28 protein-coding genes and 1 pseudogene are annotated in these 24,681 nt (G+C 66.7%); 19 read left to right on the top strand and 10 right to left on the bottom strand.

Going from position 1 to position 24,681, the window contains the following annotated elements; genetic code table 11:
• Positions 1-57: 57 nt before the first annotated feature.
• Complete coding sequence (locus ABQF13_RS20940) at positions 58-1,221, top strand: steroid 3-ketoacyl-CoA thiolase (protein WP_448394706.1); 1,164 nt, start codon at positions 58-60, stop codon at positions 1,219-1,221.
• 52 nt (positions 1,222-1,273) lie between these two features.
• Here ABQF13_RS20940 and ABQF13_RS20935 read toward each other — a convergent pair whose 3' ends face one another.
• A complete protein-coding gene (locus tag ABQF13_RS20935) occupies positions 1,274-1,660 on the bottom strand; it encodes a DUF8021 domain-containing protein (RefSeq protein WP_448394818.1) in 387 nt (128 codons plus the stop codon).
• A gap of 35 nt (positions 1,661-1,695) precedes the next feature.
• Between ABQF13_RS20935 and ABQF13_RS20930 the strand changes: the two genes are divergently transcribed.
• On the top strand, positions 1,696-2,151 hold the full coding sequence (locus tag ABQF13_RS20930; protein ID WP_448394705.1) for a nitroreductase family deazaflavin-dependent oxidoreductase: 456 nt from the start codon (positions 1,696-1,698) through the stop codon (positions 2,149-2,151).
• Positions 2,152-2,243: 92 nt separating this feature from the next.
• Entirely contained in the window at positions 2,244-3,524 is a 1,281-nt protein-coding gene (locus ABQF13_RS20925) for a histidine phosphatase family protein (protein ID WP_448394704.1), read from the top strand.
• A gap of 16 nt (positions 3,525-3,540) precedes the next feature.
• Here the strand turns inward: ABQF13_RS20925 and ABQF13_RS20920 are convergent, their stop codons facing one another.
• Positions 3,541-4,446 (bottom strand): SDR family oxidoreductase, encoded by a 906-nt coding sequence (locus ABQF13_RS20920; protein WP_448394703.1) that lies wholly within the window; start codon positions 4,444-4,446, stop codon positions 3,541-3,543.
• A 14-nt stretch (positions 4,447-4,460) separates the two neighbouring features.
• Positions 4,461-5,237, bottom strand: coding sequence for an SDR family oxidoreductase (locus ABQF13_RS20915; RefSeq protein WP_448394702.1), 777 nt, complete (start codon positions 5,235-5,237; stop codon positions 4,461-4,463).
• A 64-nt stretch (positions 5,238-5,301) separates the two neighbouring features.
• Here ABQF13_RS20915 and echA20 point away from each other — a divergent pair, with 64 nt between their 5' ends.
• The 10 genes and pseudogenes from echA20 (at position 5,302) to ABQF13_RS20865 (ending at position 12,957) form a co-directional block, all read left to right on the top strand.
• A complete protein-coding gene (gene echA20 / locus ABQF13_RS20910) occupies positions 5,302-6,057 on the top strand; it encodes a (7aS)-7a-methyl-1,5-dioxo-2,3,5,6,7,7a-hexahydro-1H-indene-carboxyl-CoA hydrolase (protein ID WP_448394701.1) in 756 nt (251 codons plus the stop codon).
• On the top strand, positions 6,054-6,947 hold the full coding sequence (gene ipdA, locus ABQF13_RS20905) for a cholesterol ring-cleaving hydrolase subunit IpdA (protein WP_448394700.1): 894 nt from the start codon (positions 6,054-6,056) through the stop codon (positions 6,945-6,947). The genes echA20 and ipdA overlap by 4 nt, the downstream gene beginning before the upstream one ends.
• Before the next feature lie 8 nt (positions 6,948-6,955).
• Complete coding sequence (ipdB, locus tag ABQF13_RS20900; RefSeq protein ID WP_448394817.1) at positions 6,956-7,699, top strand: cholesterol ring-cleaving hydrolase subunit IpdB; 744 nt, start codon at positions 6,956-6,958, stop codon at positions 7,697-7,699.
• Positions 7,696-8,784, top strand: coding sequence for a (3aS,4S,5R,7aS)-5-hydroxy-7a-methyl-1-oxo-octahydro-1H-indene-4-carboxyl-CoA dehydrogenase (gene ipdC, locus ABQF13_RS20895; protein WP_448394699.1), 1,089 nt, complete (start codon positions 7,696-7,698; stop codon positions 8,782-8,784). The genes ipdB and ipdC overlap by 4 nt, the downstream gene beginning before the upstream one ends.
• A 45-nt stretch (positions 8,785-8,829) precedes the next feature.
• Positions 8,830-9,051, top strand: a complete 222-nt coding sequence (locus ABQF13_RS20890) for an AbrB/MazE/SpoVT family DNA-binding domain-containing protein (protein ID WP_448394698.1) — start codon at positions 8,830-8,832, stop codon at positions 9,049-9,051.
• Positions 9,048-9,413, top strand: a complete 366-nt coding sequence (locus ABQF13_RS20885) for a PIN domain-containing protein (protein ID WP_448394697.1) — start codon at positions 9,048-9,050, stop codon at positions 9,411-9,413. Before ABQF13_RS20890 ends, ABQF13_RS20885 begins: the two co-directional genes overlap by 4 nt.
• A gap of 93 nt (positions 9,414-9,506) precedes the next feature.
• Positions 9,507-10,157 carry a SatD family protein gene (locus ABQF13_RS20880; protein ID WP_448394696.1) on the top strand — a complete coding sequence of 217 codons (651 nt, stop codon included), beginning with the start codon at positions 9,507-9,509 and terminating at the stop codon, positions 10,155-10,157.
• Positions 10,154-10,891: pseudogene (locus ABQF13_RS20875) on the top strand (hypothetical protein). Before ABQF13_RS20880 ends, ABQF13_RS20875 begins: the two are co-directional and overlap by 4 nt.
• Positions 10,892-10,936: 45 nt before the next feature.
• On the top strand, positions 10,937-12,052 hold the full coding sequence (locus ABQF13_RS20870) for an NDMA-dependent alcohol dehydrogenase (RefSeq protein ID WP_448394695.1): 1,116 nt from the start codon (positions 10,937-10,939) through the stop codon (positions 12,050-12,052).
• The gene (locus tag ABQF13_RS20865) at positions 12,049-12,957 is read left to right on the top strand and encodes a hypothetical protein (protein ID WP_448394694.1); all 909 of its coding nucleotides are present in this window, start codon (positions 12,049-12,051) and stop codon (positions 12,955-12,957) included. Before ABQF13_RS20870 ends, ABQF13_RS20865 begins: the two co-directional genes overlap by 4 nt.
• Here the strand turns inward: ABQF13_RS20865 and fadA6 are convergent, their stop codons facing one another.
• Genes fadA6 through ipdE1 form a run of 4 tightly spaced genes read right to left on the bottom strand, consistent with a single transcriptional unit; the run spans position 12,958 to position 16,655 of the window.
• Entirely contained in the window at positions 12,958-14,127 is a 1,170-nt protein-coding gene (gene fadA6, locus ABQF13_RS20860; protein ID WP_448394693.1) for a steroid 3-ketoacyl-CoA thiolase FadA6, read from the bottom strand.
• Between the two features lie 7 nt (positions 14,128-14,134).
• Positions 14,135-14,722, bottom strand: a complete 588-nt coding sequence (gene kstR2, locus ABQF13_RS20855; protein WP_448394692.1) for a TetR family transcriptional regulator KstR2 — start codon at positions 14,720-14,722, stop codon at positions 14,135-14,137.
• On the bottom strand, positions 14,719-15,507 hold the full coding sequence (gene ipdF / locus ABQF13_RS20850; protein ID WP_448394691.1) for a (5R,7aS)-5-hydroxy-7a-methyl-1-oxo-2,3,5,6,7,7a-hexahydro-1H-indene-carboxyl-CoA reductase: 789 nt from the start codon (positions 15,505-15,507) through the stop codon (positions 14,719-14,721). Before ipdF ends, kstR2 begins: the two co-directional genes overlap by 4 nt.
• Positions 15,504-16,655: an acyl-CoA dehydrogenase IpdE1 gene (gene ipdE1 / locus ABQF13_RS20845; protein ID WP_448394690.1), complete on the bottom strand. Its 1,152-nt coding sequence runs from the start codon at positions 16,653-16,655 to the stop codon at positions 15,504-15,506. Before ipdE1 ends, ipdF begins: the two co-directional genes overlap by 4 nt.
• Before the next feature lie 47 nt (positions 16,656-16,702).
• Here ipdE1 and fadD3 point away from each other — a divergent pair, with 47 nt between their 5' ends.
• From fadD3 to ipdE2, 4 genes are read left to right on the top strand one after another with little or no spacing between them, the layout of a single operon-like run.
• Positions 16,703-18,253: a 3-((3aS,4S,7aS)-7a-methyl-1,5-dioxo-octahydro-1H-inden-4-yl)propanoate--CoA ligase FadD3 gene (fadD3, locus tag ABQF13_RS20840; protein ID WP_448394689.1), complete on the top strand. Its 1,551-nt coding sequence runs from the start codon at positions 16,703-16,705 to the stop codon at positions 18,251-18,253.
• The gene (locus ABQF13_RS20835; protein WP_448394688.1) at positions 18,253-19,377 is read left to right on the top strand and encodes an acyl-CoA dehydrogenase family protein; all 1,125 of its coding nucleotides are present in this window, start codon (positions 18,253-18,255) and stop codon (positions 19,375-19,377) included. The genes fadD3 and ABQF13_RS20835 overlap by 1 nt, the downstream gene beginning before the upstream one ends.
• 4 nt (positions 19,378-19,381) lie before the next feature.
• Complete coding sequence (locus tag ABQF13_RS20830; RefSeq protein WP_448394687.1) at positions 19,382-20,347, top strand: acyl-CoA dehydrogenase family protein; 966 nt, start codon at positions 19,382-19,384, stop codon at positions 20,345-20,347.
• Positions 20,344-21,285, top strand: coding sequence for an acyl-CoA dehydrogenase IpdE2 (gene ipdE2, locus ABQF13_RS20825; protein ID WP_448394686.1), 942 nt, complete (start codon positions 20,344-20,346; stop codon positions 21,283-21,285). Before ABQF13_RS20830 ends, ipdE2 begins: the two co-directional genes overlap by 4 nt.
• Positions 21,286-21,288: 3 nt before the next feature.
• Here the strand turns inward: ipdE2 and ABQF13_RS20820 are convergent, their stop codons facing one another.
• Together ABQF13_RS20820 and ABQF13_RS20815 are read right to left on the bottom strand one after the other, a co-directional pair.
• Entirely contained in the window at positions 21,289-21,681 is a 393-nt protein-coding gene (locus tag ABQF13_RS20820; RefSeq protein ID WP_448394685.1) for a SpoIIAA family protein, read from the bottom strand.
• Complete coding sequence (locus tag ABQF13_RS20815) at positions 21,678-21,980, bottom strand: hypothetical protein (RefSeq protein WP_448394684.1); 303 nt, start codon at positions 21,978-21,980, stop codon at positions 21,678-21,680. Before ABQF13_RS20815 ends, ABQF13_RS20820 begins: the two co-directional genes overlap by 4 nt.
• Before the next feature lie 56 nt (positions 21,981-22,036).
• Between ABQF13_RS20815 and ABQF13_RS20810 the strand changes: the two genes are divergently transcribed.
• Complete coding sequence (locus tag ABQF13_RS20810; RefSeq protein ID WP_448394683.1) at positions 22,037-22,468, top strand: MerR family transcriptional regulator; 432 nt, start codon at positions 22,037-22,039, stop codon at positions 22,466-22,468.
• Complete coding sequence (locus tag ABQF13_RS20805) at positions 22,468-23,628, top strand: pyridoxal phosphate-dependent aminotransferase (protein ID WP_448394682.1); 1,161 nt, start codon at positions 22,468-22,470, stop codon at positions 23,626-23,628. Before ABQF13_RS20810 ends, ABQF13_RS20805 begins: the two co-directional genes overlap by 1 nt.
• 11 nt (positions 23,629-23,639) lie before the next feature.
• On the opposite strand, the gene ABQF13_RS20800 is transcribed toward ABQF13_RS20805, so the two are convergent.
• Positions 23,640-24,681 (bottom strand): HNH endonuclease signature motif containing protein (locus ABQF13_RS20800; RefSeq protein WP_448394681.1); only part of this gene is annotated, 1,042 nt, incomplete at its 5' end.

Raw genomic sequence — 24,681 nt, 5'->3', positions numbered from 1 at the left:
AAGGCAGGTAACCATCCTCGCTTGTCAGGGTAATGAAACGTGTTCTAGCCTGACGTAATGGGTAACCCTGTCATTGTTGAAGCCACTCGTAGCCCCATCGGAAAGCGCAACGGTTGGTTGTCCGGCCTGCACGCCACGGAGTTGCTGGGCGCCACGCAGAAGGCTCTTGTCGAGAAGGCCGGGATCGACGCCGGTGAAGTCGAGCAGGTCATCGGCGGCTGCGTCACCCAGTTCGGTGAGCAGTCCAACAACATCACCCGGGTGAGCTGGCTGGTCGCCGGGCTGCCGGACCACGTCGGCGCGATGACCGTGGACTGCCAGTGCGGCAGCGGGCAGCAGGCCAACGGGTTGATCGCGGGCCTCATCGCGGCCGGCGCCATCGACATCGGCATCGCCTGCGGCATCGAGGCGATGAGCCGGGTGGGGCTGGGCGCGAACGCCGGACCCGACCGCAGCATCCTGCGGCCGTCATCCTGGGACATTGACCTGCCCGACCAGTTCACCGCCGCCGAGCGGATCGCCAAACGCCGCGGCATCACCCGCGAGGACATCGACCAGTTCGGTTTCCAGTCGCAGGCCAAGGCCAAGCAGGCATGGGCCGAAGGCCGGTTCGACCGCGAGATCAGCGGTATCGAGGCGCCGGTGCTCGACGACCAGAAGCAGCCGACCAGCGAGCGCCACGTCGTCACCCGCGATCAGGGGTTGCGCGACACCACAGTGGAGGGCCTCGGCGCGCTCAAGCCGGTGATCGAGGGCGGTATCCATACCGCGGGTACGTCGTCCCAGATCTCCGACGGCGCGGCCGCGGTGCTGTGGATGGACGAAGACAAGGCTCGCGCGCTGGGACTGAAGCCGCGCGCGCGGATCGTCAGCCAGGCGCTCGTCGGCGCCGAGCCCTACTACCACCTCGACGGACCCGTGCAGTCCACTGCCAAGGTGCTTGAGAAGGCCGGGATGAAGATGGGCGACATCGACATCACCGAGATCAACGAGGCGTTCGCGTCGGTCGTGCTGTCGTGGGCCCGGGTGCACAACCCCGATATGGACAAGGTCAACGTCAACGGCGGGGCGATCGCGCTGGGGCACCCGGTGGGCAGCACCGGTAGCCGGCTGATCACCACCGCCCTGCACGAGCTCGAACGCACCGACAAGAGCACGGCGCTGATCACCATGTGCGCAGGTGGTGCACTGTCCACCGGCACGATCATCGAGCGGATTTAATTCTCGGCGAGCAGCTGCAGAAGGCCGCGATTCGGAGTCTGAGAACGGCCTTCTATGCCTGCTCGCGCCGGATGCGCGGACGGATCCGCGCCCTGATGTGGTGGATCTTGCCGTCGGCGGCTGGGATCAAAAAGGTTTCGTCGACGTCGGCGACGACGCGACGCCCGCCCAGCGCCGCCTTGGTGACCACGGTGAACGTCGCGTGCACGTCGTCGCCGTCGACGCGGAACTCGCGATCGGTGGTCGCGTCGATGACGCGGTACTGCGGGCCGCGGTTCAGGCTGCGCCGCAGATGATTTGCGGAGAAACCGGTCTTGAGGCCCACCTCGATCCGGACACAGCCCGGCGCGAACTGCACCTGCTCGGCGCGATGGCTGGCGAGCGCGTCGATGTACGCGTCAGCGGCCGCGATACGGTCGGTGTCCGACACGGTGCCCATTTCCTGGTCCATTTCCCCAGCATAGGATGACCGCCATGGCAAAGTCGCGCCCGCGTTTCATGGACACCAAGCCAGCGGACTTCTTCATCAAGTGGATGGCGAAGGTCAACACCTACATGTACCGCCGCAGCGACGGCGAGGGCTTCGGCAGCGACTTTCAGGGCATCCCCGTGGCGCTGCTGACCACCACCGGTCGCAAAACGGGCCAGCCGCGGATCAGCCCGTTGTACTTCCACCGCGACGGCGACATCGTCGTGGTGGCCGCGTCCAAAGGCGGCAGCGACAAGCACCCGATGTGGTACCTCAACCTCAAGGCCAATCCGAAGGTCCAGGTGCAGATCAAGAAGGAGGTCCTCGAGCTGACCGCGCGTGACGCGACCGACGCCGAACGCGCGAAGTACTGGCCCAAGCTGGTCGAGATGTACCCGACCTACGAGGATTACCAGTCCTGGACCGACCGGGTCATCCCGCTCGTCGTCTGCGAACCCTGATCGGTATTGCGAGTTAACGTATCCCGGCCTTCTTGGTAGGCCATCGGGCTACTGTCTGAGCCGTCGAGGTGGCTGCACCAAAGGAGCGGTCGATGCGGGATCGGCGGATACTTCGGGCTTTGTTCACCGTACTGACGGCGGCGCTGCTGTTCGTCATATCGGCGATCCCGGCCTGGTCGATGACGGTGACGTTCGTGCGACACGGCGAATCGCAGGCCAACGCCGACCACATCATCGAAACCGACATCCCGGGCCGTGGGCTCACCGAGCAGGGCCACGCAGAGGCGGCGGCCATCGCCGCGGTGCTCGCTGGCCAGGACTTCGACGCCATTTATTCGTCGCCGCTGCAGCGGACCATGGAAACCGCAGCGGCCCTGGCCGCCCTCACCGGCCAGGACATCGAACAACTGGTGAGCCTGCGCGAGATTCCGGGCGGCTGGTTGGAGGGCTCCTCGGATGCCGACGGCATCGGGCGGCTCCTCTACGGCCTACCGGCGATGGCGTGGACGCTCGGGTTGCGCTTCGTCCCGGTGCTCGGATCCGAGGACGGCAATGCATTCGATGCCCGGGTCGACGGCGCGCTGCGCCAGATGTACGCAGACGGCGTCGAGAATCCGGTGGTGTTCGGCCACGGTGCGACCATCATGTTCTGGACGTTGATGAACGTCGACAACCCCAACATCATGTTGATGCTCACCCACACCTTGGACAACACCGACACGGTCGTGATCGAGGGCAGCCCGGAGGAGGGCTGGACTTTGGTGAACTGGGCCGGCGTGGACGTGAACCCCAATCCACCGCTGCTCACCAAACTCTTCGTCCACACGCGCGATCTGATCGTCGCGCCGCAGACCGCGCTGTACAACATCGGCCAGGCATTCGCCAGCGGGGACATCGCCGCGTTGGCGAACGCGGTGCGAGACGGGGTGATCGACGTCGTCAAGACCGCGGTCGAGTTCGTGCCCAACGTGATTCGAGACATCGTCGACGAGTTCCGCGGTCCGTCCGCGCAGACGGTCGACGAACCGGTGAACATCAATGCCGTCGATATCAGCTCGCTGGACGTGGAAGTCGACGCGACGACAATCGAATCGGAGACAACGGCTGTTGCTGAGACGACGGACGAGGCCGACGCCACGCCGCTGCTGACCAAGGTCAGGAACCGCGCCGGGGCAACGGATCTGACGGATGGCAACAAGGTCAAGCCCGGTGACACCATCGAATCCGCCGATGTCGACGTGGACACTGACGCCGACGCGGACTCCGATGCCGAGCCTCGCAATCTCAAGGGCTTCGTCACAGCGATCACCGACCGCCTCGGTGGCACCGATAAGGCCGACGCCGACGCGGGATCGGAGCAGGCCGCCGCTTAGCCCCTGGCTGGTGTGCTCAGGCCCCGTAGACGGGAACCGGCGGACGGGCCTTGGCCAGCAGGTCCTTGACGACCGGACCCAGCTCGGCGGGATCCCACCGCGCGCCCTTGTCGACCTGTGGACCGTGCGCCCAGCCCTCGGCGACCCGGATATTGCCGCCCTCGACCTCGAACATCTTGCCGGTGATGTCCTTGGACTCGGCGCTGCCGAGCCAAACCACCAGCGGCGAAACGTTCTCCGGCGCCATCGCGTCGAAGTCCTTGTCCTGCGTCGCCATCATTTCGGCGAACACGGTCTCGGTCATCCGGGTTCGCGCCGACGGCGCGATCGCATTGACAGTGACGCCGTAGCGGCCCATCTCCGCCGACGCCACCAACGTCAGGGCGGCGATCCCGGCTTTGGCGGCGCTGTAGTTCGCCTGTCCCACGCTGCCCTGCAGCCCGGCGCCGGAACTGGTGTTGATGATGCGGGCATCCACGGCCTCGCCCGCCTTGGACTTGGTGCGCCAGTACGACCCGGCGTGGCGCATGGTGGCGAAGTGGCCCTTGAGATGTACGGCGACGACGGAGTCGAACTCCTCTTCACTGGTGTTGGCCAACATCCGGTCGCGCACGATGCCGGCGTTGTTGACCAACACATCGAGCCCGCCGAAGGTTTCGACCGCCGATTGGATCAGCCCTTCCGCCTGTGCCCAGTCAGCCACATTGGCCCCGTTCGCCACGGCTTCGCCTCCGGCAGCGGTGATTTCGTCGACGACGCCCTGCGCGGCGCTGCCACCGCCGGCGGGTGAGCCGTCCAGGCCGACACCGATGTCGTTTACCACGACGCGCGCCCCCTCGGCGGCGAACGCCAGCGCGTGCGCCCGGCCGATACCGCCGCCTGCACCCGTCACGATGACCACGCGACCGTCGAGCAGTCCCATATCCGTTGTCTCCTTTATTGTTTGATGTCCGCCGTCGTAGTGGCCAGATAGTGCGGAGGCTCGCCGCCGCCGTGCACTTCCAGGGACGCCCCGCTGATGTAGGACGCGGCGTCCGACGCCAGGAACGCTGCGGCCCAGCCGACGTCGGCCGGGGTGGCGAGTCTCCCCAGCGGGACGTTCTTCGAGATCGCCGCGATCGAATCCGCGTCACCGTAGAACAATTCCGACTGCTCGGTCTCGACCATCCCGACCACCACGGAGTTGACGCGCACCTTCGGCGCCCACTCCACCGCGAGGGTGCTGGTGATGCTCTCCATGCCTGCCTTGGCCGCACCGTAGGCGACCGTGCCGGGAGTCGGCCGCCTGCCGCTGACGCTTGCCACGTTGACGATCGTGCCGCCACGGTCTTGGTTCTGCATGACGGCGTTGGCATGGGTGGAAACCGAAAGCGGCCCAAGCAGGTTGAGCTCGACGATTTTGGTGCTGAATTTCGCCGACGCCTCTGAGGCCGGAACGTAGGGTGAACCGCCGGCGTTGTTCACCACCACGTCGAGGCGGCCGTGGCGCTCGACGATTGTCTCGATCATGGCCGCCACCGACGCGTCGTCGCGTACGTCGCAGCTGTGGAACTCATACGGCGAACCTTCGACAGGTCTGCGCGCGCAGGCGACGACGGTCGCGCCCTGAGCGGCGAAGACGGCGCTGATACCGGCGCCGACGCCGCGGACGCCGCCGGTCACCAGCACGACCTTGTCGTGAAGTCCGAGCTTGATCTCTGGCCGGTCGGTCACTGTGCTAGCGTACCAAGCAAGTGCTTGCTTTCCTACCGGACCCAGGAAGTGCTCGGAGGCTTAGATGACCATCACGCATACCGTCACCGAACCGGGCATCGTCTCGGTCACGGTCGACTATCCGCCCGTCAACGCGATTCCCTCGCGCGGCTGGTTCGAACTCGCCGATGTCCTCACCAAGGCCGGCCAGGACCCGACCACGCACGTCGTGATCCTGCGCGCCGAAGGCCGCGGGTTCAACGCCGGTGTGGATATCAAAGAGATGCAGCGAACCGAGGGCTTCACCGCGCTGATCGACGCGAACCGCGGTTGCTATGCCGCCTTCAAGGCCGTCTACGAATGCGCGGTTCCCGTGGTGGCCGCGGTCAACGGCTTCTGCGTGGGCGGCGGCATCGGCCTGGTCGGCAACGCCGACGTCATCGTCGCCTCTGACGACGCGACGTTCGGACTTCCGGAAGTCGAGCGCGGCGCGCTCGGCGCGGCCACGCACCTATCTCGGCTGGTGCCGCAACACGTGATGCGACGGATGTTCTTCACCGCCGCCACCGTGGATGCCGCGACGCTGCACCACTACGGTTCGGTGCACGAAGTGGTGCCGCGCGACGGCTTGGACGAGGCGGCGCTGCGCGTGGCCCGCGACATCGCCGCCAAGGACACTCGGGTGATCCGCGCGGCCAAGGAAGCGCTGAACTTCATCGACGTGCAACCGGTAAACGCGAGATACCGCATGGAGCAGGGTTTCACATTCGAGCTGAACCTCGCCGGTGTGTCCGACGAGCACCGTGATGCCTTCGCCGGAACCGACAAGGGGTCGAAATGACCGATAAGAGAACAACTCTGGATGAGGCCGTGTCCTCGATCCAGAGCGGTATGACCATCGGTATCGGCGGCTGGGGCTCCCGTCGCAAGCCAATGGCGTTCGTGCGGGCACTGCTGCGCACCGACGTCACCGACCTGACCGTGGTCACCTACGGCGGTCCCGACCTGGGCTTGCTGTGCTCTGCGGGCAAGGTGCGGCGCGCGTATTACGGTTTCGTGTCATTGGACTCGCCACCGTTCTACGACCCGTGGTTCGGCAAGGCACGTAAGGCGGGCACGATCGAGGCACGCGAGATGGACGAGGGCATGCTGCGGTGCGGTCTGCAGGCGGCCGCACAGCGGTTGCCTTTCCTGCCAATTCGGGCGGGACTGGGCAGCGATGTGCGGTCCTTCTGGGGTGATGAGCTCACGACCGTGCGATCGCCTTACCCGACCGGTGAGGAGTATGAGGAGCTCATCGCGATGCCCGCGCTGACGCTGGACGCCGCGTTCGTGCACATGAACCTCGGTGACGCACAAGGCAACGCCGCCTACACCGGCATCGACCCGTATTTCGACGACCTGTACCTGATGGCCGCCGAGAAGCGGTTCCTGTCGGTCGAACGGGTGGTGTCCACCGAGGAACTGGTCAAAGCCGTTCCGCCGCAGGCGCTGCTGATCAACCGGATGATGGTAGACAACGTCGTGGAAGCACCCAACGGCGCCCACTTCACCACGGCCGAACCCGATTACCGGCGCGACGAGAAGTTCCAGCGGCACTACGCCGAGGCGGCCGCATCCGACGAGTCGTGGCAGCAGTTCATCCAGACGTATCTGTCCGGCAGCGAATCCGACTATCAGGCCGCAGTACGCAAGTTCCAGACCGCGGACGCGAGGAGCGAAAAGGCATGAGCGCAGTGATGTCCGCGAGCCGTCCCGAAGTGTGCGTGGTGGCGTGTGCGGAACTGTTCCGCGACGCCGGCGAGATCATGGTGAGCCCGATGACCACGATGGTGGCCATCGGCGCGCGGCTGGCGAGGTTGACGTTCTCCCCCGACATCTTGCTCACCGACGGCGAGGCACGCCTGCTGGCCGATACCCCCGCGGTCGGCGCCGCTGGCGCTATCGAGGGCTGGATGCCGTTCGGCCGCGTGTTCGAGACCCTGGCATGGGGCCGACGCCATGTCGTCATGGGCGCCAACCAAATTGACCGCTACGGCAACCAGAACCTGTCGGCCTTCGGGCCGTTGCAACAACCCACCCGCCAGATGTTCGGCGTGCGCGGCGCCCCCGGCAACACCATCAACCACGCCACCAGTTACTGGGTAGGCAACCATTCCAAGCGGGTGTTCGGCGAGGCCGTTGACGTCGTGTCGGGCATCGGTTGGGACAAGGTGGATCCGGACAACCCGGCGTTCCGGTTCGTCAACGTGTTCCGGGTGGTGACCAACCTAGGGGTGTTCGACTTCAACGGCCCCGACCATCAGATGCGGGCGGTTTCGCTGCATCCCGGCATCAGGCCCGAAGAGGTAGCCGAGAACACCTCATTCGAAATCCACGATCTCGATAGAGCCGAACCGACCCGACTGCCGACCGAACGTGAACTGGATCTGATCCGCACGGTTATCGATCCGAAAGGCCTGCGGGACAAGGAGATAAAGTGAGCACTCCGTCGCACCGGCTGCGCACCCCGCTGACCGATCTCATCGGCATCGACCATCCGGTGGTCCAGACCGGGATGGGCTGGGTGGCAGGTGCACGGCTGGTGTCGGCGACCTCCAACGCCGGCGGCCTCGGCATCCTGGCGTCGGCGACCATGACGCTCGACGAACTGCAGGCCGCGGTCACCAAGGTCAAGAGCTCGACCGACAAACCGTTCGGCATCAACATCCGCGCCGACGCCGGCGACGCAGGTGAGCGCATCGACCTGCTGATCCGCGAAGGGGTCAAGGTCGCGTCGTTTGCGTTGGCGCCCAAGCCGGATCTGATCGCCAAACTCAAAGAGGCCGGCGTGGTGGTGATTCCGTCGGTCGGGCTGGCCAAGCATGCCAAGAAGGTCGCTGGCTGGGGCGCCGACGCGGTGATCGTTCAAGGCGGCGAGGGCGGCGGCCACACCGGTCCGATCGCGACGACGCTGCTGCTGCCGTCGGTGCTTGATGCCGTCGATATCCCGGTGGTCGCTGCGGGCGGCTTCTTCGACGGCCGTGGCCTGGCGGCGGCGCTCTCCTACGGCGCCGCAGGCGTCGCGATGGGCACGCGATTTCTGCTGACGTCGGACTCGACGGTGCCCGATGCGGTCAAACGGCGCTACCTGGAGGCCGGGTTGGACGGCACCGTCGTCTCCACCCGTGTCGACGGCATGCCGCACCGGGTATTGCGCACCGGGCTCGTCGAGAAGCTCGAAAGCGGGTCACGGCTTCGCGGCTTCGCCGCCGCAGTGCGCAACGCCCAGAAGTTCAAGAAGATGTCCGGCATGACCTGGCGGTCGATGATCAAGGACGGCCTGGAGATGCGCCACGGCAAGGAGCTGACGTGGTCGCAGGTCGTGATGGCCGCCAACACCCCGATGCTGCTGAAGGCCGGCCTGGTGGAAGGCAACACCGATGCGGGCGTGTTGGCGTCGGGCCAAGTCGCGGGCATCTTGGGTGATCTGCCGACGTGCGCGGAGTTGGTCGAGACGATTGTCGGCGACGCGGTCAAGCACCTACAAGCCGCGGCCGCGCTGATCGAGTCCAGACCCACTACATGACGTGAGTGGTACAGTGTGTCCGTGAGTGGGACATACGCTGTCAGCATGGGCGATCGCGGCCGTCTCGTCATCCCTGCAAGCCTCCGCGAACAGGCAGGTCTTGTCGAAGGCAGGCCAGTGGTGCTGTTCGAAACTCCAAAGGGAATCGTGCTGCTCACCCGCGAGCAGCTCAAGGAGCTCGTGCGCGCCGACCTGAAGGGACTCGACCTGGTGGCTGAGTTACTGAGCGAACGCCGTCGCGACGCGGCTGCAGAGGATGTCGCTTGAACGTCTTCGACGCCTCGGCGTTACTCGCCTTCCTGCAAGGTGAGCCCGGCGCTTCGACCGTTGAGCACGAACTCGACGCGGGTGGGCACTGCGGAGCCGCGAATTGGTCTGAGGTCGCGCAGAAGGTGCTCGCGCATGGACGCGATTGGGATCTGGCCAAAGCGCTACTTCTCAGCTACGAACTCGCTGTCACCGATGTCACCGCGGCCGACGCCGAATGGGCCGCCCACCAGTGGCGTCGCGGCGAGGGACTATCGGTGGCCGACCGGCTCTGTCTCGCGTTGGGTGAACGGCTCGATGCGGCGGTGTGGACAGCGGACACCAGTTGGGAATCCAACGAGAGAATCAAGCAGATTCGCTGACCCTGCAACACCTCCTCGGTAGCGATCCGCCCCCGGCTGTCCTGAGTGAAGAGCATGCCTTAACTTCCCATTATATGAAGCTATAATCTTCATATGGCTAAGATGAAGCCACTTGCTTCACCAGATGTGTGCGCGACGTTGATCGGCGATGTGGTCGGCTCACGCCGCGTCGCCGACCGCAGTGCCGCACACCGCGCGCTCAACAGCGCGTTGGCCGAGGCGGCGGGCGGGGCGATCGATCCGCCCGCCTTCACCGTCGGCGACGAGTTTCAGGGCAGCTATCCGACCATCGGCGCGGCGATCGACGCGGCGCTGACCATCCGGCTGGCCGTCGCACCGGACATCGACGTGCGGTTCGGCATCGGCTGGGGCGCCGTCACGGTGCTCGACCCCACCACAGGCATACAAGACGGACCGGGCTGGTGGACCGCCCGCGAGGCGATCACCTGGACCGCCACCGCACAGCGGCAACCGGGCTTGGCGCTGGTGCGCACATCGTTTCGGGCCGGCGATGCTCGCGGCGATGCCGACGCGATCAACGCCGCACTGATTTGTCGGGACCATCTGCTTGGATCGCTCGATGACCGCTCACTACGGATTGTGAAGGGACTGTTGAGCGAGCACACCAAGAAGGACATCGCCGCAGCCGAGGGCATCAGCGCCTCGGCCGTTTCGCAACGCGCAGGACGTGACGGGCTGGACCTGATCGTGGTGGCCTCCGACTATTTGAGAAGTATCCCGTGAGCGCGCTTGCGGTGATGTTTCTCGCGATGGGTGTCGCCGACATCGTGCGACGGCTGACGCCCCGGCTCTAGGCGCCGGTGCTGACCGCACCCGTGGTCGTCGCGGGGTGCGCCGCACTGGCCGCGCTGTGGCACCTCGGCGACATCGTGCTGTTGACCATCGCGGCGGTGGCCAGCGTGTGCTGGGTGGTGCTGTGCGCGCGCGCCGAGCGGAGCGGTGAGCGGGAGTTGACCCCGCTGGTGGTGTTCGGTGTGGCCGTCGGGCTACTGCTTCTGTTGTCGGGCTTGGGTTCTGACGTGACCGGACTGATGCAGCGCTGGTTCGCGTGGGTCGGTCTGCCTGACATCCGCGGCGTGGACGCCGACCGGCTGCTGATGATCGTCGGCGTTGTGCTGCTACAGGTGGTCACCGGAAACCAGCTGGTGCGTCTGGTCCTCGGTGCGATCGGCGCGGTGAAACCGACCGGCGAGCCGCAGCCGTCGGACCGGTTGAAGGGCGGCCGACTGCTGGGCCCGATGGAGCGACTGCTGATCCTCGGGCTCGGGCTGGCCGGTCAACTCATGGCGGTCTCGGTTGTCATCGCCGCCAAGAGCATCATCCGGTTCCCGGAAATCAACGCCCAGAAGGCCCGGGAGAACGGCAACATCGGCATCGGGGATGTCGTCGAGTACTTCCTGGTGGGTAGCTTCGCCAGTTGGATCGTCGCGCTGGGCGGGCTGGCCCTCGCGCAGTAAGTCGATTCCCCGGTTTCTGTCGCCGCCCGTTCCTACACTCGGCGCATGAAGACCAAGGCAGCGGTGTTGTGGGAGTTCGGCGCGGACTGGAGCGTCGAGGAGATCGACCTGGATCCGCCCCAGGCTGGCGAGGTGCTGGTGTCGTGGGAAGCCACCGGACTGTGCCATTCCGACGAACACGTCCATCGGGGTGATCTGCCTGCGCCGCTCCCGCTCATCGGCGGCCACGAAGGCGCGGGCGTCGTGCAGGAAGTGGGGCCCGGCGTACCGGGTTTGGCGCCCGGCGACCACGTAGTTGCGTCGTTCCTACCCGCGTGCGGTCGCTGCCGATGGTGCTCCACGGGCCAGCAGAACCTCTGCGATCTCGGCGCGATGATCATGACCGGCACCCAGTTGGACGGCACGTACCGCCGCCACCTCAACGGCACGGACATCGGGGCGATGGCGCTCGTCGGCACCTTCTCCCAATTCGGCACGGTGCCGGAGGCCTCGGTGGTCAAGATCGACGACGACTTTCCGCTGTCGCGGGCCTGCCTGCTGGGCTGCGGGGTGACGACCGGCTGGGGGTCGGCGGTCAACACCGCCAAGGTGCGCCCCGGCGACACCGTGGTGGTGATCGGATGCGGCGGTATCGGCAGCGGCGCGATCCAGGGTGCACGGCTGGCCGGTGCGGAGAAGATCGTCGTGGTCGATCTCGTGGAAAGCAAGCGGGACAAGGCATTTCTGTTCGGCGCCACCCACTTCGTGACATCGGCGGCCGAAGCGATGGAGCTCGTCGGCGACCTCACCCGCGGGGTGATGGCCGACTCGGTGTTGTTGACCGTGGGCCTGCTGGAGGGCCCGATGATCGACGAGGCGCTCAACCTCGTGCGCAAGGGCGGCGCGGTGGTGGTGACCGCGATCGCGGCGATGACCGACGTGACGCCGACCCTGCCGATGATGATGTTCACGCTCTTCCAGAAGCGTTTGCTGGGCAGCCTCTACGGCGAGGCCAACCCCCGCGCCGACATCCCGCGGCTGCTCAACCTCTACCGCGACGGACAGTTGCTCCTCGATGAGACGGTGACCGCCGAGTACAAGCTCGACGAAGTCAACGAGGCCTATGACGACATGCTCGCGGGCCGCAACATCCGCGGCGTGGTCATCCACGATCATCCTTGACCGGCAACGGTAGGAAGCGGCCGCGCTGGCTGTCGCATCTGCGGTCGGTGCTGCGCGCCGAGATCGATACGGTTCGTCATCGCGAGATCGATTTGAACCCAGCCGATCTCACCCGGTTCACTTTTCCGCTGCTGCTGCGAGTGGTGGGTGTGCTCGCATTCGGGGCGGTGCCGTTGTTGGTGATCCGCACCGGCGTGGACACCGACGACGTGCTGGTTCCGATGCTCGGGTCGGTGGCGCTGACGGCCGTGGGCACGGCGGTGGTCACCTGGATGGTCGCCACCGCGGTCTCGGGGCTGGTGCTCGTGGTGTTCTACCGAACCGGCCCGGCGGAATCGTCGCGGCTGGTGGTCCGCACCGTCGTCGACTCGTTCGACCGCGTCGCCGACACCACCGCCCGGCTGGCGACCCTTGCGCTGCTGGCCGGCGTCGTCGCGCTCGCGATCGGGCTGCCGACGCGTCGTGACACTGGACTGGCATACTCGGTGCTCGACGATCTGCTGGCCGCGCAGATCGGTGTGCTGCTGACCGCCCTGGGGTTTGCCTTCCTCGCCGAGACGGTGCGGTGCTCGGCGGAGGTGGTGGACAAGCAGTCGCTGCTGCTGGCGTGGCCGTGGTCGCTCGGAATCGGCTGGGCCAGCTGGATTATTGCGACCACCGTCGGACCGTTCGAGACCACCCGACTGCTGCAGACGTTGCTCAACGACTGGCTGCCGGCCACCGTGAACGGGAGGCCGCGGGCCGACGTGATCGCCGAGTTGCTACCGGCGGGCGTGAACTGGTGGGCGGCGCTGGCGCCGCTTCCGGTGATCGCCGCGATTTGGGTGCTGGAAGCCCAGCGGCACAACGGGTTCGCCCAGTTGCGCCGGCTCGGCGCTACCGAAAATCAACCTTCTGCGAGCTGATCAGAGGCGCTCGATGATCGTGACGTTGGCAGTGCCGCCGCCCTCGCACATGGTCTGAAGACCATAGCGACCACCGGTGCGCTCCAGCGTGTTCAACATGGTTGCGAACAGCTTGGCGCCGGTGGCGCCGAGCGGGTGGCCGAGCGCGATCGCCCCGCCGCTGGGATTGACCTTCGCCGGGTCGGCACCGGTCTCCTTCAGCCAGGCCATCACCACCGGGGCGAAGGCTTCGTTGATCTCGACGGTGTCGATGTCGTCGACCGAAAGACCGGTCTTCTTCAGGGCGTACTCGGTGGCAGGAATCGGCCCGGTCAGCATGAACACCGGGTCCGCGCCGCGGGCGCTGATGTGGTGGATGCGGGCGCGAGGCTTCAGTCCGTGCTCTTTGACTGCCTGCTCAGAGGCCAGCAGCACCGCGCTGGCACCGTCGGAGATCTGGCTGGCCATCGCGGCGGTCAGCCGTCCGCCTTCGATGAGCGTCTTGAGCCCAGCCATCTTCTCCAGCGACGTGTCGCGCGGGCCCTCGTCGGTGACGAAGGTGCCGCCGTCGACCTCGACCGGGATGATCTCGTTCTCGAAGTACCCGGCGCGGATCGCCTCCTGGGCGCGCTGGTGGCTGGTCAGGGAGAACTGCTCCATCTCTTCGCGGGAGAGGTTCCACTTCTCCGCGATCAGCTCCGCGCCGCGGAACTGGGAAATTTCCTGGTCGCCGTAGCGGTGCAGCCAGCTCTTGGATTCGTTGGTGGGCGAGGTGAACCCGAACTGTTCGGCGACCGTCATCGCCGACGAGATCGGGATCTGGCTCATGTTCTGCATGCCACCGGCCACGATCAGATCGGCGGTGCCGGACATGATCGCTTGGGCGCCAAAGGAGATCGCCTGCTGGCTGGAGCCGCACTGCCGGTCGACGGTGACGCCGGGAACCTCTTCGGGAAAGCCCGCCGCCAGCCACGACAACCGGGCGATGTTGCCGGCTTGGGGCCCGATGGTGTCGAGGCAGCCGGCGATGACGTCGTCGACCGCCCCGGGGTCGACGTCGTTGCGATCGAACAGCCCGCGCCACCCGGTCGCGCCGAGGTCGACCGGGTGCACTCCGGCCAGCGATCCGTTGCGTTTGCCGACGGCGGTGCGCACGGCGTCGATGACGTATGCCTGCGATGTTGGAGTCATTGATTCCTCATTTTTTCGTGATGCCACCAAGAACGATAGCGAGGTACTGACGACCGACTTGTTCGGCCGTCAGCGGTCCGCCCGGCTGATACCAGCGGACAGAAACCCAGGTGGTGTCCCGGATGAACCGGTACACCAGGTCGACGTCGATGTCGGGCCGGAAGTATCCCTCCTCAACGCCCTGGTGAAGCAGGTCCAGCCACATTTTGCGCTGCTGGCGGTTGCGCTCTTCGACGTAAGAGAACCGGTCCTGACCGGACAGCCGTTTGGCCTCGTCCTGGTAGATGACCACCTGCGAGTGCCGATGTTCGATCGCCTCGAACGACGCCATGAATAGGCCCTTGAGCCGCTCGAGCGGGTTGGGCTCGGTGTCGACGATCTCCTGGTAGCGGGTGAACAACCAATCCAGGAACCCGCGCAGCACCTCGTCGACCATCTCTTCCTTGGAGGCGAAGTGGTGGTACAGGCTGCCGGACAGGATCCCCGCGCTGTCCGCGATGTCGCGCACTGTGGTGGCGCGCAGACCGCGCTCGGCGAACATGGACGCGGCGAGCTCGAGTAGCTCATCGCGTCTGCTCACCGGTTGGCTGCTCATGGGTGCTGGCTCGACACCGAAATCACTTCTCCAGTCAGGTAACTGGAGTACTCACTGGCTAGAAACGCGATGGTGGCCGCCACTTCCCACGGTTCGGCGGCCCGGCCGAACGCCTCGCCCTCCGAGAGCCGGTCCAGCAAGTCCGAGCTGCTGGTCTTCTCCAGGAACTTGTGCCGCGCGATGCTCGGCGACACCGCGTTGATGCGCACGCCGTGCTCGACGGCCTCGATGGCGCTGCACCGCGTCAGCGCCATCACCCCGGCCTTGGCCGCCGCATAGTGCGACTGTGAATGCTGTGCGCGCCAACCCAATACGCTGGCGTTGTTGACGATCGCACCGCCGTGGCCGGCGTCGCGGAAGTAGCGCAGCGCCGCGCGTGTCGCACGCATCACCGACGTCAGCGTGACGTTGAGGACGCGGTCCCACTCCTCGTCGGTCATGTCGATCACCGGCGTCTGCCCGCCGAGGCCCGCGTTGTTGACCAGCACGTCCAGCCGTCCCATCCGGGCTGTCGTCGACGCGATCAGCGCGTCGACCTGCGCGGTGGAGGTTACATCGCACACCACACTCTCAACCCGGCCCAGGCCGAGTTCGCTGAGCTGGTCGCGGGTTTCGGCCAGTCGGCGCTCATGGTGGTCGGAGACCACGACGTCGGCGCCCTCGGCCAGTGCCCGACGCGCGACGGCCGATCCGATTCCGGTGCCGGCCGCGGCCGTGACGACGACGACCTTTCCGGTCAGAAGTCCATGGCCGGGAATCTCTTTGGGGGCTTCGGACAGGTTCACGAAGGCCTGACCTCCCTCGGTAGGCCGAGCACGCGCTCGGCGATGATGTTGCGTTGGATTTCGTTGGAGCCGCCGTAGATCGTGTCGGCCCGCGAGAACAGGTACAGCCGCTGCCACTCGTCGAAGTCACCGTCGGTGAGCGTCAGCCCGTCACGGCCGAGCACATCCATCGCGATCTCGCCGAGCTCACGATGCCAGTTGGCCCACAACAACTTCGACACGTTATCTTGCCCTGGTTGCTCCACATCCATGGTCGCCAGCGCATACGACCGCATCGCGCGCAGCCCCACCCAGGACCGGGTCAGCCGCTCGCGGATCAGCGGATCATCGGCCGCGCCAGTCTGTTTCGCTAACTCGGCCACACCGGACAGTTCGCGCGCGTACTCGATCTGCTGGCCGAGCGTCGACACCCCGCGTTCGAACGTCAACGTGCCCATCGCCACCCGCCAGCCGTCCCCGGGGTCGCCCACCACCAGCGACGCCTCGGTGCGGGCGTCGTCGAAGAACACCTCGTTGAACTCCGAGTCACCGGTGAGCTGCACGATCGGGCGGATCTCTACACCCGGCTGATCCAGCGGCACCAGCAGATACGACAGGCCGGCATGCCGTTTGGAGCCCTTCTCGGTGCGCGCGACAACAAAGCACCACTGCGCCCAGTGCGCCAGCGACGTCCACACCTTCTGCCCGTTGATGACCCACTGATCGCCGTCGAGTTCGGCGGTCGTCGACACGTTGGCGAGGTCACTGCCCGCGCCGGGCTCCGAATAACCCTGGCACCACAGCTCGGTCACATCGAGGATCTTCGGCAGAAACCGCTTCTGCTGGTCGGGGGTGCCGTAGGCGATCAGTGTCGGCCCGAGCAATTCCTCGCCGAAGTGGTTGACCTTGGCGGGGGCATTGGCGATCGCGTACTCCTCGTAGAACGCCACCCGGTGGGCCACCGATAGGCCGCGCCCGCCGTGCTCCTCCGGCCACCCCAGACAAGTCAGACCGGCGGCGGCCAGATGCTGATTCCACGCCCGTCGTTCTTCGAACGCCTCATGCTCGCGACCGGGCCCGCCCAAGCCCTTGAGCGCGGCATACTCACCGACCAGGTTGGCGGCCAGCCAGTCGCGGACCTCGGCCCGGAACGCCTCGACCTCAATCACCCTTGTAGGCTAACCTACCAAGCACTTGCTTTGTTAAGGGAGCGTCGATGAGTTCCGATCCAAGGACCATTCCGCAGGTCTTGGACGACATTGCCGACCGATTCGGTGACCATCCCGCGCTGGTCACCCACGACCGCACGTTCACATTCACCCAACTGCGCGACGAGGTCCGCACGGCCGCCGCAGCCATGATCGACCTCGGCATCGCGGCTGGCGACCGGGTGGCGATCTGGTCGCCCAACACCTGGCACTGGGTGGTGGCGTGTCTGGCCACCCACTACGCCGGCGGCGTCCTGGTCCCGCTGAATACCCGCTACACGGCCAGCGAGGCCGCCGACGTGATCGGCCGCACCGGCGCACCGTTGTTGTTCGCCTCGGGTGAGTTCCTCGGTGCCGACAAAGCCGCTTCGCTCGACCGAAACGCGCTGCCGCGGCTACGCGACATCGTGCGGGTGCCGATCGAAAAGGACGACGGCACCTGGGACGAGTTCGTCGCGCGCGGAACGGACCTGGCGACCGTCGACGCCCGCGCCGTGGCCGTCACACCCAACGACGTGTCCGACATCCTGTTCACGTCCGGAACCACCGGCCGCAGCAAGGGCGCGCTGTGCGCACACCGGCAGTCGCTGGCCGCCCCCGCAGCGTGGGCCGAGTGCGGCCAGCTCACCAGCGCCGACCGCTACCTTTGCATCAACCCGTTCTTTCACAACTTCGGCTACAAGGCCGGCATCCTCGCCTGCCTGCAGACCGGTGCGACGCTCATCCCCCAGCTCACCTTCGATCCCGAGCAGGCGATGCAAGCCGTTGCCCAGCACAAGATCACCGTGCTGCCTGGGCCGCCGACCATCTACCAAAGCCTGCTGGACCACCCGCGCCGCGGCGACTACGACCTGACGTCGCTGCGGTTCGCGGTCACCGGCGCCGCGACGATTCCAGTGGTGCTGATCGAACGCATGCAGGACGAGTTGGACATCGACATCGTGCTGACCGCCTACGGGCTCACCGAGGCCAGCGGCTTCGGCACCATGTGCCGCGCCGACGACGACGCGGTCACCGTCGCCACCACCTGCGGACGCCCGATCGCCGACTTCGAACTGCGCATCGACGCACCCGATGACGACGGCGCCGGTGAGGTGCTGTTACGCGGCCCCAACGTCATGCTGGGCTATCTCGACGACCCCGAGGCCACCGCCGCGGCCATCGACGCCGACGGTTGGCTGCACACCGGCGATGTGGGACGCGTGGACGACCGAGGCAACCTGCAGATCACCGACCGCCTCAAGGACATGTACATCTGCGGCGGGTTCAACGTCTATCCCGCCGAGGTCGAGCAGGTGCTGGCCCGGCTCGACGGCGTCGCCGAATCCGCGGTCATCGGTGTGCCCGACGAACGCCTCGGTGAGGTCGGCAAGGCTTTCCTGGTCACCAAACCCGGTGTCGACCTGGACGAAGAGACGGTAATCGCTTACACACGGCAGCATTTGGCCAACTTCAAGGTACCGAGGTCGGTGGAGTTCCTCGATGGGCTGCCGCGCAACCCGGGCGGCAAGGTGGTCAAGCCAGTTCTTCGCGGGACGATGAGACAGGAAAAAGCTTGATGGATCTGAGTTTCGACGACGTGACGCTCGAGTTCCAGGCCGAGGTGCGCGAATTCCTTGCCGCCAACCGGGACTCGTTCCCGACGAAGTCCTACGACACCGCCGAGGGGTTCGAGCAGCACCGGCGCTGGGACCGGGTGTTGTTCGACGCGGGTCTGTCGGTGATCACCTGGCCCGAAAAGTACGGCGGCCGTGACGCTTCGCTGCTGCAGTGGGTGGCGTTCGAGGAGGAGTACTTTCGCGCCGGCGCCCCCGGGCGGGCCAGCGCCAACGGGACGTCCATGCTGGCGCCGACCTTGTTCGCACACGGCACCGAGGAGCAGCTCGACCGGGTGCTGCCGAAAATGGCCAGCGGTGAGGAGATCTGGGCGCAGGCCTGGTCCGAGCCCGAGTCCGGAAGCGATCTCGCGTCGTTGCGTTCGACGGCGACCCGCACTGATGGCGGCTGGCTGCTCAACGGACAGAAGATCTGGAGCTCACGGGCACCGTTCGGGGAGCGGGCGTTCGGGCTGTTCCGGTCCGATCCGGAGGCCGAACGGCACCGTGGCCTGACCTATTTCATGTTCGACCTCAAGGCCGACGGTGTGACCGTGCGGCCCATCGCCCAGCTCGGCGGCGATACCGGCTTCGGCGAGATCTTTCTCGACGACGTGTTCGTGCCTGACGACGACGTCATCGGCGACGTCAACGACGGATGGCGTGCCGCGATGAGCACGTCGAGCAATGAGCGCGGCATGTCGCTGCGCAGCCCGGCGCGCTTCCTGGCGCCGGCGGAACGTCTTGTCGCGCAATGGAAAGACAACCCCGATCCCGCCTACGCCGACCGGGTGGCCGACGCGTGGATCAAGGCGCAAGCCTACCGGCTGCACACCTTCGGCACCGTGACACGGGTGGCTGCGGGCGGTGAGCTGGGCGCCGAGTCGAGCGTGACCAAGGTGTTTTGGTCTGATCTCGACGTCGCGCTGCACCAGACCGCGCTGGACATGCGCGGTGCCGACGGCGAGCTGACCGATTCCTGGACAGACGGGCTGCTGTTCGCACTCGGGGGCCCGATCTACGCCGGCACGAACGAGATTCAGCGCAACATCATCGCCGAGCGCCTGCTGGGTCTGCCGAGAAAGTAGACATATGAACTTCGAACTGGACGAACAGCAGCGCGACTTCGCCGCGAGTATCGACGCGGCGCTCGGTGCGGCCGATCTGCCCGGCGCGATACGGGCGTGGGCGGCCGGTGACACCGCACCGGGCCGCAAGGTGTGGTCGCAGCTGGCTGAGCTCGGCGTCACCGCGCTGAACGTGGCGGAGAAATACGATGGCATCGAGGCGCATCCGGTCGACCTGGTGGTCGCCGCCGAACGGCTCGGCCGCTGGTGTGTGCCCGGGCCGGTCACCGAATCGATTGCGGTGGCACCGGTTTTGCTTGCGGACGACGACCGTGCCGCCGGGTTGGCCGCCGGTGAACTGATCGCCACCGTCGCGCTGCCGCCGCACGTCCCACGCGCTGTCGATGCCGACAACGCCGGGCTGGTCTTGATGGCGGCCGACGGCGAGGTACGCGACGCGAGCGCCGACGCCCAGCACGAATCCGTCGACCCGAGCCGAAAGTTGTTCGACGTCACCGCATCCGGTGACGGGCGGCCGGCCGATGTGGTGCGGGCCTACGAGTTCGGGGCGCTGGCCACGGCCGCCCAACTGGTCGGGGCGGGGCAGGCGATGCTGGACATGTCGGTCGAATACGCCAAGCAGCGCAGCCAGTTCGGCAAGGTGATCGGCACCTATCAGGCCATCAAACACAAGCTCGCCGACGTGCACATCGCCGTCGAGCTGGCGCGCCCGCTGGTGTACGGGGCGGCGCTGGCTCTAGCCGATCAAGGGGCCGGGGGCCCCTCCGACACCGCACGCGATGTCAGCGCCGCCAAGGTCGCCGCCGCTGACGCCGCGCTGCTGTCGGCGCGTTCGGCGCTGCAGACCCACGGCGCGATCGGCTTCACTCAGGAACACGACCTATCGCTGTGGTTGCTGCGGGTGCAGGCGCTGCGCTCGGCCTGGGGTGATCCGACCGTGCACCGGCGACGGGTATTGGAGGCGCTGTGACCGAAGAACGTCAATTGCTCCGGCAGACCGTCGCGGCGTTGATCGACAAGCACGCGGCACCGGCCGCCGTGCGCGACGCGATGGCATCCGAGCGCGGCTACGACGAGACGCTATGGCAGCTGTTGTGCGAGCAGGTCGGCGCCGCGGCGCTGGTGGTGCCCGAGGAGTTGGGCGGGGCAGGCGGTGAGCTCGCCGACGCCGCCGTCGTCCTCGAGGAGCTGGGTAAGGCGCTGGTACCCACACCGCTGCTCGGCACGACGCTCGCCGAGTTGGCCCTGCTGGCCGCCGATGAACCCGACACCGCGGCGCTCGAGGGGCTGACCGAGGGCACCCGTCTGGGTGCCGTCGTGTTCGACGCGGACTACGTGATCAACGGCGACGTCGCCGACGTCGTGATCGCCGCCGACGGTGAGCGGCTGACCCGCTGGACCGATTTCAGCGCCGAGCACGTCGAAACCATGGACCTCACCCGCCGGCTGGCACGGATTCAGCCACGCGACACCGCCGACGTCGGCGCCGATCCCGGCCTGGCCGACACCGCGGCGATCCTGTTGGCGGCCGAGCAGATCGGCGCAGCGTCGCGCTGTCTCGACCTGACCGTGCAGTACACCAAGGAGCGGGTACAGTTCGGCCGTCCGATCGGCAGCTTCCAGGCGCTCAAGCACCGGATGGCCGATCTGTATGTCACGGTGCAGTCGGCGCGTGCGGTCGTCGACGAGGCGATCAGCGCACCGTCGGCGACGTCGGCGGCGCTGGCGCGGGTGACGGCCAGCGAGGGGTTCTCCAAGGTGGCCGCCGAGGCGGTGCAGATGCACGGCGGTATCGCGATTACCTGGGAGCACGACATCCAGCTGTACTTCAAGCGTGCGCACGGCAGCTCCCAGCTGCTCGGGGCGCCCCGCGAGCATTTGCGCCGACTTGAACCCGAGGTGCTGTAAAGCTCAGGCGTACAGCCACTTCCACGCCTGCGCACGTTTGTCGAGCGGAAACGTCGCCAGCTGGCCTCTCATCAGCAGGGCGGCCGCCACTTTGACGCACCACTCCTCCCATTTCGGCGCCCCCACCATCGCCACTTTCTCGAAGTCGCGGCGGTGTTTGATATCCAACAGCGTGTTCTCCCATGCGGCGCCGAGAGTCCATCCCTCGAAGGTGTCGTCCATCACCAACATCACCCGCAGCGTGCCGGACTGTTCGAGCAGCGACTGCACCCGCGGCGCGAGGACGTCGCGGTAGTCGTGCCGGGTCAACCTCCCTCGCGCGTGGACGACAAGGACGTCGGCGGCTTCGGTGGCCTCGGTGGCCTCGGTGGCCTCGGTGGCCTCGAATTCGATCATGACGCGGTATAGGGCGCGAACAGCTCGTCAGCGGCATGGCGCAGATCGTCGGGCACCTCGATGCGCACCACGACCGCGTCGCGGTTTTCGTGCACGCTGAAGCCGAGAAACGGGCAGCATTCGCGCTCACCGCGGACGAATTCGTGCACGCGGTCGATGGCGCTCGGGTGATATTCGAGCTGGATCTCCCGGCTTTCGCGGCGGTAGCCGCGCAAGGCTGTGGAGTTGAGCTCACGGATCCATGCGAGGCGTTTCTGATAGTCGGCCGCCGGCAGGTTACATGCTGGGGACGGTTCCATATCCTCGATGATGATCCTTCACGTCGCTTGAGGTTCAAGAGAGCGAGATGTTTTCGATGGCTCGGACGGAATTGAAGATCGGGGAACTGGCGCGGGCGGCCGGCACATCGCCGTCCACCATCCGCTACTACGAGGACATCGGTCTGTTGCCACCGCCGGGCCGGGCGGGAGGTCAGCGACGCTACCGTCACGACGCCATCGGGCGGGTGACGTTCATCAGGCATTGCCGGGAGTTCGGCTTTCCGATCGACCAGGTGCGCACGCTGGCGTCGCTGATGCAAGACACCGACCGCTCCTGCAGCGAGGCCCGCGAGGTGGCCGAGACGCATCTGGCTTCGATCCGCGAAAGGCTGGCGGAACTGCATGCGCTCGAGCGCAACATCGCGGGGTTTCTCGACGCAGCCGACGGCGTCTGCGACGGCGGCCCGGGTGCGGACTGTGCCGTGCTGCGCGGCCTCGCCGAGCCGGCGTGCGAGGATCACGGGTGATGAGCGGGAAGATCGCGTTGCGGGCGGGTATTCCGCCGTTCTATGTGATGGACGTGTGGCTGGCTGCCGCCGAGCGCCAGCGCAGCCACGGCGACCTGGTGAACCTGTCGGCGGGCCAGCCCAGCGCCGGAGCGCCCGCGGCGGTGCGGGCCGCGGCCAAGGACGCACTCGACAACACCGCGCTCGGATACACCGTCGCGCTGGGGATTCCGGAACTGCGCAACGCCATCGCCCAGTCCTATGCCGCGCGACGCGGGGTGACCATCAACCCGGACGACGTGGTGATCACCACCGGTTCGTCGGGTGGGTTTTTGTTGGCGTTCCTGGCCTGTTTCGACGTCGGCGACCGGGTCGCGATCGCCAGCCCCGGCTACCCGTGTTATCGCAACATCCTTTCGGCGTTGGGCTGTGAAGTCGTCGAGATCCCGTGCGGACCCGAGACGCGGTTCCAGCCGACCGCGCAGATGCTCGCCGAACTGGACCCACCGGTGCATGGCGTCATCGTCGCGAGCCCGGCCAACCCCACCGGCACGGTGATCCCGCCTGAGGAGCTGGCCGCGATCGCATCCTGGTGCGAGTGGTCGGGCGTGCGGCTGATCAGCGACGAGGTCTACCACGGCCTGGTCTACGAAGGCGCGCCCGCGACCAGCTGCGCCTGGGCGACATCCCGGGAAGCCGTTGTGGTGAACAGCTTTTCGAAGTACTTCGCGATGACGGGTTGGCGGCTGGGCTGGCTGCTGGTGCCCAAGGAGCTGCAGCGCGCGGTCGACTGCCTGACCGGAAACTTCACCATCTGCCCGCCGGCGCTGGCGCAGGTCGCGGCCGTCGCGGCGTTCACGCCGGAGTCGGTCGTCGAGGCCGATGCGCTGCTGGAGCACTACGCCGCCAACCGTCGCCGACTGCTCGACGGGTTGCGCGGTATCGGCATCGACCGGCTGGCACCGACCGACGGTGCGTTCTACGTGTACGCCGATGTGTCCCATCTGACCACCGACTCGCTGTCGTTCTGCTCAAAGCTGCTGAACGACACCGGTGTTGCCATCGCACCCGGCATCGACTTCGACCCCACACGCGGTGGTTCTTACGTGCGGTTGTCGTTCGCCGGGCCAACCAGTGATATCGATGAGGCGTTGCGCCGTATCGGCTCCTGGTTGGGCTAGGCCCCCTGCCCTTAGAAGGGTGGTGGTTGTTCGTTGGCGGCGAGCCAGGCTTGGTGTTGGCGTTTTTGTTCGGCGATGATTTCGGCGCGTTCGCGGCGTTCGGCGTTGATGCGGGCTTGGCGGTCTTGGTCGCGGGTGCGTTTGCGTCGCGGCATCATCGCCAGCCGGTCGGGGTGCGGCGGTGGCGGTTCGGTGGGCAGGTTCAGCTCTCCGGTGCACCGGCCCAGCGTGGAAAGCATCGTCGCGCCGTGGGCCTCGCTGAGGTAGGTGTGTCCGGTCGGGGAGGTCAACACGATGGTTCCGTCCGGGCGCTGCTGCTCGCTCCAGCCACCGGGCCCGCTGAAAAACGTTTTGATCAAATGATGGGTGCGGCAATAGAGCTTGGTGTTCGACGGGTGCGTGGGCCCGGCCGGCCACGGCAGCGTGTGGTCAACGTCGCAGCGTTGTGCGGGCCGGTCGCACCCGGGCCAGCGACAGGTCAGATCACGAAAGCCGATGAACTCCACCGTCTTGGCGCTGGGCCGATACCCCGGATCCGGCGCGGCGTCGGTGGGTACCTGCAGCGGTGTGACCGTCGCGCTCTGGGCCAGCTCACGCACCGACTCGGCCGGCAACACCCCAAAACCGGGCAGATAACCCGGGGTGTCGGCGCTGCCGTCGAGGGTGCCTTGTTCCGCCAGCACATGGATCACCGCCGCCGTTGCAGCGTGTCGTGATGCTTGTGCCGGACAATCTGGGGATCCGCATTGGCACGCCAGCACCGCTTCACCGCGGACCGCCGGTGCGCAGGCATCGGCGCGACGCTGGCGTTTGGTGCGCGGATCGTTCTCACAGACCGTGTCAGCCAAAGCATCCAGCCGCTGATCGACCGCGGCGGCATCGGCAGAATGCAGGGTGCCCCACAAGATCGCCATACCCGCGGTATCGCCAGGATGAATCTCCACGCAGCGATCCTCATCGACTTTCGGCGGCACCCGCACCGCGGCCCGATCGAATTTGGCCACCCACATATCCAGCCGATCACGCAGCTTGGGCGTGGACAGCTTCATCCAC

The sequence above is a fragment of the Mycolicibacterium sp. XJ879 genome, assembly GCF_053483935.1.
Note: the sequence above shows the minus strand (reverse complement) of the source record. Positions and strands in the feature narration are given on the sequence as shown.

What these genes read in the sequence shown, in the direction of transcription:
- ABQF13_RS20940 (WP_448394706.1), top strand. Translation starts at nt 58, where the DNA reads ATGGGTAACCCTGTCATTGTTGAAGCCACTCGTAGCCCCATCGGAAAG.
- ABQF13_RS20935 (WP_448394818.1), bottom strand. Translation starts at nt 1,660, where the DNA reads ATGGGCACCGTGTCGGACACCGACCGTATCGCGGCCGCTGACGCGTAC.
- ABQF13_RS20930 (WP_448394705.1), top strand. Translation starts at nt 1,696, where the DNA reads ATGGCAAAGTCGCGCCCGCGTTTCATGGACACCAAGCCAGCGGACTTC.
- ABQF13_RS20925 (WP_448394704.1), top strand. Translation starts at nt 2,244, where the DNA reads ATGCGGGATCGGCGGATACTTCGGGCTTTGTTCACCGTACTGACGGCG.
- ABQF13_RS20920 (WP_448394703.1), bottom strand. Translation starts at nt 4,446, where the DNA reads ATGGGACTGCTCGACGGTCGCGTGGTCATCGTGACGGGTGCAGGCGGC.
- echA20 (WP_448394701.1), top strand. Translation starts at nt 5,302, where the DNA reads ATGACCATCACGCATACCGTCACCGAACCGGGCATCGTCTCGGTCACG.
- ipdA (WP_448394700.1), top strand. Translation starts at nt 6,054, where the DNA reads ATGACCGATAAGAGAACAACTCTGGATGAGGCCGTGTCCTCGATCCAG.
- ipdB (WP_448394817.1), top strand. Translation starts at nt 6,956, where the DNA reads ATGTCCGCGAGCCGTCCCGAAGTGTGCGTGGTGGCGTGTGCGGAACTG.
- ABQF13_RS20890 (WP_448394698.1), top strand. Translation starts at nt 8,830, where the DNA reads ATGGGCGATCGCGGCCGTCTCGTCATCCCTGCAAGCCTCCGCGAACAG.
- ABQF13_RS20880 (WP_448394696.1), top strand. Translation starts at nt 9,507, where the DNA reads ATGGCTAAGATGAAGCCACTTGCTTCACCAGATGTGTGCGCGACGTTG.
- ABQF13_RS20870 (WP_448394695.1), top strand. Translation starts at nt 10,937, where the DNA reads ATGAAGACCAAGGCAGCGGTGTTGTGGGAGTTCGGCGCGGACTGGAGC.
- fadA6 (WP_448394693.1), bottom strand. Translation starts at nt 14,127, where the DNA reads ATGACTCCAACATCGCAGGCATACGTCATCGACGCCGTGCGCACCGCC.
- kstR2 (WP_448394692.1), bottom strand. Translation starts at nt 14,722, where the DNA reads ATGAGCAGCCAACCGGTGAGCAGACGCGATGAGCTACTCGAGCTCGCC.
- fadD3 (WP_448394689.1), top strand. Translation starts at nt 16,703, where the DNA reads ATGAGTTCCGATCCAAGGACCATTCCGCAGGTCTTGGACGACATTGCC.
- ABQF13_RS20835 (WP_448394688.1), top strand. Translation starts at nt 18,253, where the DNA reads ATGGATCTGAGTTTCGACGACGTGACGCTCGAGTTCCAGGCCGAGGTG.
- ABQF13_RS20830 (WP_448394687.1), top strand. Translation starts at nt 19,382, where the DNA reads ATGAACTTCGAACTGGACGAACAGCAGCGCGACTTCGCCGCGAGTATC.
- ABQF13_RS20820 (WP_448394685.1), bottom strand. Translation starts at nt 21,681, where the DNA reads ATGATCGAATTCGAGGCCACCGAGGCCACCGAGGCCACCGAGGCCACC.
- ABQF13_RS20815 (WP_448394684.1), bottom strand. Translation starts at nt 21,980, where the DNA reads ATGGAACCGTCCCCAGCATGTAACCTGCCGGCGGCCGACTATCAGAAA.
- ABQF13_RS20810 (WP_448394683.1), top strand. Translation starts at nt 22,037, where the DNA reads ATGGCTCGGACGGAATTGAAGATCGGGGAACTGGCGCGGGCGGCCGGC.
- ABQF13_RS20805 (WP_448394682.1), top strand. Translation starts at nt 22,468, where the DNA reads ATGAGCGGGAAGATCGCGTTGCGGGCGGGTATTCCGCCGTTCTATGTG.